Origin of the sequence: Nostoc sp. (assembly GCF_036916575.1) — a bacterium.
In the GTDB taxonomy this organism is placed as follows: Bacteria; Cyanobacteriota; Cyanobacteriia; order Cyanobacteriales; family Nostocaceae; genus Nostoc.
In genome coordinates this window covers 1-5477 of sequence record NZ_JBALGC010000096.1, presented here as the reverse complement: position 1 = coordinate 5477, position 5477 = coordinate 1, and the positions used below count along the sequence as shown (strand labels likewise).

The 5477-nt window shown below is 47.2% G+C and carries 8 protein-coding genes; 5 read left to right on the top strand and 3 right to left on the bottom strand.

All coding sequences use genetic code 11. The features are described 5' to 3' along the window. The first annotated feature begins 95 nt into the window (after window positions 1-95). The 5 genes from V7L29_RS20860 (at window position 96) to V7L29_RS20840 (ending at window position 2423) form a co-directional block, all read left to right on the top strand. Window positions 96-245: a hypothetical protein gene (locus V7L29_RS20860; protein ID WP_334736689.1), complete on the top strand. Its 150-nt coding sequence runs from the start codon at window positions 96-98 to the stop codon at window positions 243-245. A 68-nt stretch (window positions 246-313) separates the two neighbouring features. Further along, window positions 314-706, top strand: a complete 393-nt coding sequence (locus tag V7L29_RS20855; protein WP_334736688.1) for an ASCH domain-containing protein — start codon at window positions 314-316, stop codon at window positions 704-706. Then, on the top strand, window positions 703-1464 hold the full coding sequence (locus tag V7L29_RS20850; RefSeq protein WP_334736687.1) for a hypothetical protein: 762 nt from the start codon (window positions 703-705) through the stop codon (window positions 1462-1464). The genes V7L29_RS20855 and V7L29_RS20850 overlap by 4 nt, the downstream gene beginning before the upstream one ends. Window positions 1465-1569: 105 nt before the next feature. Further along, complete coding sequence (locus V7L29_RS20845) at window positions 1570-1878, top strand: transposase (protein WP_334736686.1); 309 nt, start codon at window positions 1570-1572, stop codon at window positions 1876-1878. 20 nt (window positions 1879-1898) lie between these two features. Beyond that, a complete protein-coding gene (locus tag V7L29_RS20840; RefSeq protein ID WP_334736685.1) occupies window positions 1899-2423 on the top strand; it encodes a transposase in 525 nt (174 codons plus the stop codon). A 34-nt stretch (window positions 2424-2457) separates the two neighbouring features. On the opposite strand, the gene V7L29_RS20835 is transcribed toward V7L29_RS20840, so the two are convergent. The 3 genes from V7L29_RS20835 to V7L29_RS20825 form a co-directional block, all read right to left on the bottom strand. After that, window positions 2458-3561: an FAD-dependent oxidoreductase gene (locus V7L29_RS20835; RefSeq protein ID WP_334736684.1), complete on the bottom strand. Its 1104-nt coding sequence runs from the start codon at window positions 3559-3561 to the stop codon at window positions 2458-2460. Window positions 3562-3662: 101 nt separating this feature from the next. Then, window positions 3663-4613 carry an amidohydrolase family protein gene (locus V7L29_RS20830; RefSeq protein ID WP_334691427.1) on the bottom strand — a complete coding sequence of 317 codons (951 nt, stop codon included), beginning with the start codon at window positions 4611-4613 and terminating at the stop codon, window positions 3663-3665. Continuing rightward, complete coding sequence (locus V7L29_RS20825) at window positions 4606-5145, bottom strand: MarR family winged helix-turn-helix transcriptional regulator (RefSeq protein ID WP_334691426.1); 540 nt, start codon at window positions 5143-5145, stop codon at window positions 4606-4608. Before V7L29_RS20825 ends, V7L29_RS20830 begins: the two co-directional genes overlap by 8 nt. Window positions 5146-5477 lie beyond the last annotated feature (332 nt).

Genomic DNA, 5477 nt, shown 5'->3' with positions numbered 1-5477 from the left:
TTTGATTGGTTGACTCTTAATCGTGACCTGTTTGCTTCTTATAAAGCCAGTTTGGGCTATATTTGGGCTTGATTTTTGTTTAAGTCCCGTTAATTATGCTTTACCGGGATGCTGTCTACACGAAAGACCCAAGTGACCGCACTATTGAGTTGATTGTTGAGAAAAACCGCCTTTACGGTAAGCTTGGCACTGCAACGATGTTGTGCGATTTATCCACATCGAAATTTTTGAACTTGGCTAGGTAATTTACAGCCACATCCAGCGATCGCGGAAGAAAGACGCATACATTCAATTACTGGAGTTTTAAAACACCGTGAAAGCACTATCCGTTCGTCAGCCTTGGGCTTGGGCAATCATTCACTCCACCAAAAACATAGAAAACCGTGGTTGGCCTATCAATTATCGCGGCGACATTCTGATTCACGCTGCAAAAACCTGTACTAAAAAAGAGTACCAGCTTTCGATTGAATTTTGTCAAGATATGGGGGTAGTAATCCCAGAGTTAATCTCTCTACGTCGCGGTCAGGTCATCGGTATAGTCACAATAGTAGACTGTCAGTTTTCACAAGTTGCGTCTGGCTGGGGAATGCCTGGGCAATATCACTGTCAGCTGGAGAATCCACGCGAGATTACACCGATTCCTTACATTGGGCGGTTGGGGATTTTTGAAGTGCCGGATGATTTAGTCATGGAGGTGGTTGCATGACTAAAACAGTCTTAAGCGATACCCTACCCCTGAAGCCAAAACCAGTAACAATTAAGTTATCTGCAATACCCGAAAAATCAAGCGAGAAAGGGGTCAAAGGCTCACAATGCGAATCGGTTGGATGCCTTTACCCGTACCTCGAAATTAAAAAGCTACTTGATGGCTCAACCGTTTTTTATCCCCGTGTCATTGGTGAGCGTGACCCAAATAACCCCTTTTTTTGGAGGTGGGGATATAACTGGAAGGAAAAATATAACGGCGTTTGGAAGGGTAAAAGTATAGGCTCAATTCCCCTTGGTGCTGTCCCAATGGTTCGTCTAATGCAACAGCAGGAGGCAATTAGGGAAGATATTATCGCTTTTATCAAGAGAGCGAAAACCAAAAAGCCATTACCAAAATTAGATGGGGGCAAAAATTTTGATAACACAAAATTAAAACCAGTTCTTCCAGATAATGCACCGATCGCTGTACTACTTTTCGCTGGTGGTGGCGGGATTGAAGCAGGGATGGTACAGGCTGGTATTCGCCCGGTCATTGCAGTAGAATTTGACCCAAGTAAACCAGAACTGAGTCGGGCGATCGCTCTCAACCATCACCGTAACTTTCATGAATATGGCTGCAAAGTCATCCAGCTAACAGTCCAAGAAATAGCACAGTTAGGATTTCTAGGTTTTCCGCGATACCCCGACTATCTCCATGCCTCCCCAGTATGCGCCAACTTCAGTCAAGCCCACACAGCAAAAGCGGGAAATAGTTAGCATGAGTAATATTGGAAACTACTTGCCCATCTTGGTCATATAGAACCCATTTGACATCTTTACGGGATTGAATTAAGGTACACACAACCCTTGAATCCAGCCAGCATGAAGTATTCGAGCAGCCTCACTGATGCAGAATGGGAATTTCTGGAACCGCTGTTGCCTCAGATATTACCGACTAAGAAGCGGACAAGACCTTGCAATTGGACAAAGCCAGAGCTCCTCGATGGCATCCTCTATCAGCTCAAGAATGGTTGCAACTGGGAAGACTTGCCCAAAGACTTGCCTCCTTACTCAACCGTCTATTGGCACTACAAACAGTGGCGAAGTGCTGGCGTGATTGAGCAACTAATGAGTACTTTACATGAACAAGTGCGTGAGCAGGTAAAAAAAAGCCTAAGTGGACGACGTTAATCATCATTGACTCCCAAGCTGTGAAAAATACCTGTAATGCAAGTGTAGACTCGAAGGGATTCTGTTTTTACAAAGCAACCAATGGGATTAAAAGGCATCTAGCCGTTGATAGCCTTGGGTTTCCCTTCTTCACTCATTGCACAAAAGCCAATGTTTCAGATGATGCGGGATTGATTGAGATGTTGACGCTCAACATCGATTATTTCAAATCAAAACCTGTTGATCTTCTCAAGATTACCATCCTGCTAGACCACGGTTATCACATTGACTATTTAATTGAAGCATTGGAGAAGGTTTATCCTCAGATCATGACGAAAATCAGGTTTGAGCTTTCGACAAAGCCCTCGAAACAAGAGAAAGCAGCCCAAGGAAAATCTGGATTTGTGCCAGCGGTGGCTCGATGGGTGATAGAACGATCAAATGCTTGGATGGAGCGTTGCAAAAGTCTAGTCAAGAACTTTGAGCAAACTCTATCTCATGCCACAACTAAAATTAACCTCTGCTTTGTTAGGTTAATGCTTAAGCGCCTTGCAGCCACTTCCTGATATCTCAAATGGGTTCTATATTTGCTGTGTCAAATCACTCGCCTACAGGCAGCGGCTGGATTTGGGGTGATGACCTCGAAGCGATCTGCATTTTTTTGGTCATCGGTACACGTTCCTCGTGGTAGCGGCGCAGTGCGTCGGGAATGTTCGTCATTCCTTCCCCACTCAATGCCCGCGCTAAAGTATCGGCATCCTGAATTGCCTGGTTCGCGCCCTGGCCGGCGCGTGGTGCCATAGGATGAGCCGCGTCGCCCAGCAGGGTGATGTATGCGGTACTCCAGGTGTCGATGGGTTCGCGTTCGTAGACCGGGTTTGCCCGAACCGGAACCGTCCCAGCTTCGATCAGCTTGATAATGGCAGGATCAAAGCCTTTGAAGAAATCGAGTAGTTCCGACGTTGGCACTTCACTTGTCCAGAGATCCTTCGGCGGGGTGTCCTGCACCATGATGGTGTCCATAGCTACCTCAGCACCCCCGCGCAGAGGTAGTAGCGTCAGCATCTTGGGAGGTTGTCCCCACATATATATCTGGTCGTTTGGCAGGCCTTCAGGTATCGCGGAACTAGGCGCAAGTCCACGGAGGACGACCAGCTTTGAGAAGATCATCTCGTCGTTATGAATGAACTTGCGAACCACAGACTTGATACCGTCGGCTCCGATCACGACCTTGGCGCGAACCTGCGGTCCGTCTGCAAACCTCACGACACCGCGATCCCTGTCTTCAAATGCCTCGACGCTTTCCATACCGAGATGAATATGCTGCTGATCTACACCCTCCAGCAGCAGGGCATGGACATCAGCGCGATGTACGGAGTAAGCCCTACCTTCGCCAGTCATGTCGGCAGGAGTCGTACCGATCGGTTTGCCCTCGCTGTCACGCAATTCGATCACCTTGGTCTGCACAGCCTCCGCATAGAAGCGATCGCCGACATTCCATGCCTCAAAGAGCCGCACACTGGGTTTGCGGATGAGAACCGCGCCGCCAACTTCTTTAAGTACTTTTGTCCGTTCGTACACGTGGGCTTTGATGCCAGCCTGACGCAATGCTACGGCGGTAGCTAGCCCGCCTATACCGGCTCCAACGATCGCAACATCCACATCTAGGGGGACGGTAGCTACTGTATGGCTATTATTTGTCATTTTTGATAATCTCCTGAATTCATTTGTATTTTGAGTTGCTGCTATTTGAAAAAAGAATGCGACAGATACACACGCTCAAATCCTTGTGATATCTGGCTTTCTTAATTTTGAATTGGTATGAGTACGTTGGCGAACTGCCCAAACAGAGTCTCGGCGTTCATCCGATTAATCGCTGAACGTAGCTGATTGTCGAGCGGGTAGGTATCAAGTCCATCTGTGAAACGACTTACAGCTTGCACAGGAGCGAAGGGTGAGTCACTACCGTAAAGAATGTGGCTAGGGTCAGCGAACGCCAGCAAACTGGGCAATGCAGTCGGACTGGAAGACAAGGCGGTGTCGAAGTAAAAGCGGCGGAGGTTTTCTAGTCCAGTTTCGACATTGCCATCGGGGGAACATACTGGAGCCATCCGATGGGCGGCGTAAGGGATGAATCCCCCAGCATGGGACAGAATCACTTTCAGATTGGTGTAGCGAGTCATTGTACCAGACACGATGAGATTAATCGCAGCACGGGTGGTATCGAGTAAGAAGTCGGCAGCGAAGGACGGTACACCTTGTACACTTGGCCCCGGTAGCTCTGAAGGATGGACAAAAACTACAGCATGGCGGCGATTCAACTCTTGCATGAGTGGGTCAAAGTCCTTCTCTCCCAGGTAGCGACCGTGGGAATTTGCTAGCAAAACTACCCCAGCCGCGTGTAATTCATCTAAAGCATAGACTGCTTCGGCGAGCGCACCATCAACATCAGGCAAGGTCAGGGTTGCAAAGAATCCAAATCGATGGGGATGATCACTAACTACCTTAGCCGCAAACTCATTCACTTCACGAGCCTTGACCCGCGCCTGGGCATCATTGCCTAGATGCACACCAGGACTCGAAACTGAGAGGATTCCAGTTGCAATGCCATTCTCATCCATTAACTTGAGTGCATCTTCTGCACTCCATTGTGGAGTCGGCACTCCCCCAGACTCGATCCCTTTCTCATTTAGCCAGTTCGCATAAGCAGGAGGAAGGATATGTTGGTGAACATCAATACGGGCAGGATTAGTCATGGTTTTTCCTTGTCAAAAATTCAATCGTGTTTTGAAAGTCTATATCCTGGGGAAGCAGTTTTTTGAGGATGTGCCGTAATGTCTCTTGTTCGGTGGGATTAAGAGGTGCAAAGTTTTTGATTCCTACTTTTTGCACGCGCTTAACTAACTCATTGACTATCTCTTTTCCGGCAGTGGAAATTGAGTGCATATGCAGTCGCCGATCCTTTTCGTGCGGATGCGTCTCAATCAATCCGCGTGCTGCAAGAATACGAATGATACCGTGGATGGTAACGGGCTTCATTCCCACCAACAGCCCCAGTTCATTCTGAGAAGTTGCGCCTTTCTCCAACAGTTTCATCATGACAACGTACTGCTGGGGTGTGATATCAAGATCGCTAAGTTCCTGGTAGCAGTTGCGATTATTCTTCGCGAATACTCTACCCATGAGATAGCCAAGATCCTCATCCAATACATACGGTTCATCCACCTCTGCTGGTTTGAGTTGCTCGTTTTTTGGTTTTGGCGATCGCTCTACTGACACTGGCTTCATCCTCAAGGAGATTTGCTTTTATGCAGACTTTATTCTTATAATAACATTATTATCATAACATTAATATCATAATAATCTGTCTATTGGACTATGCCCAACAAATGAAGTACCTGATTGATGAGTGTTACCCTGATGTGGAATGGGTTACAGTCGTCCATGACCTGACTTTGTACCTATAGAACCCATTTGAAGTTGTGTGTACCTTAATTCAATCCCGTAAAGATGTCAAATGGGTTCTATACGCTACTTCTGCTTTCATCACGCTCTATTCTGCACCCTGTTCCCAAGAATCATACATTGTCTGTAGAGACAAAACTCTAGCACACCCACTT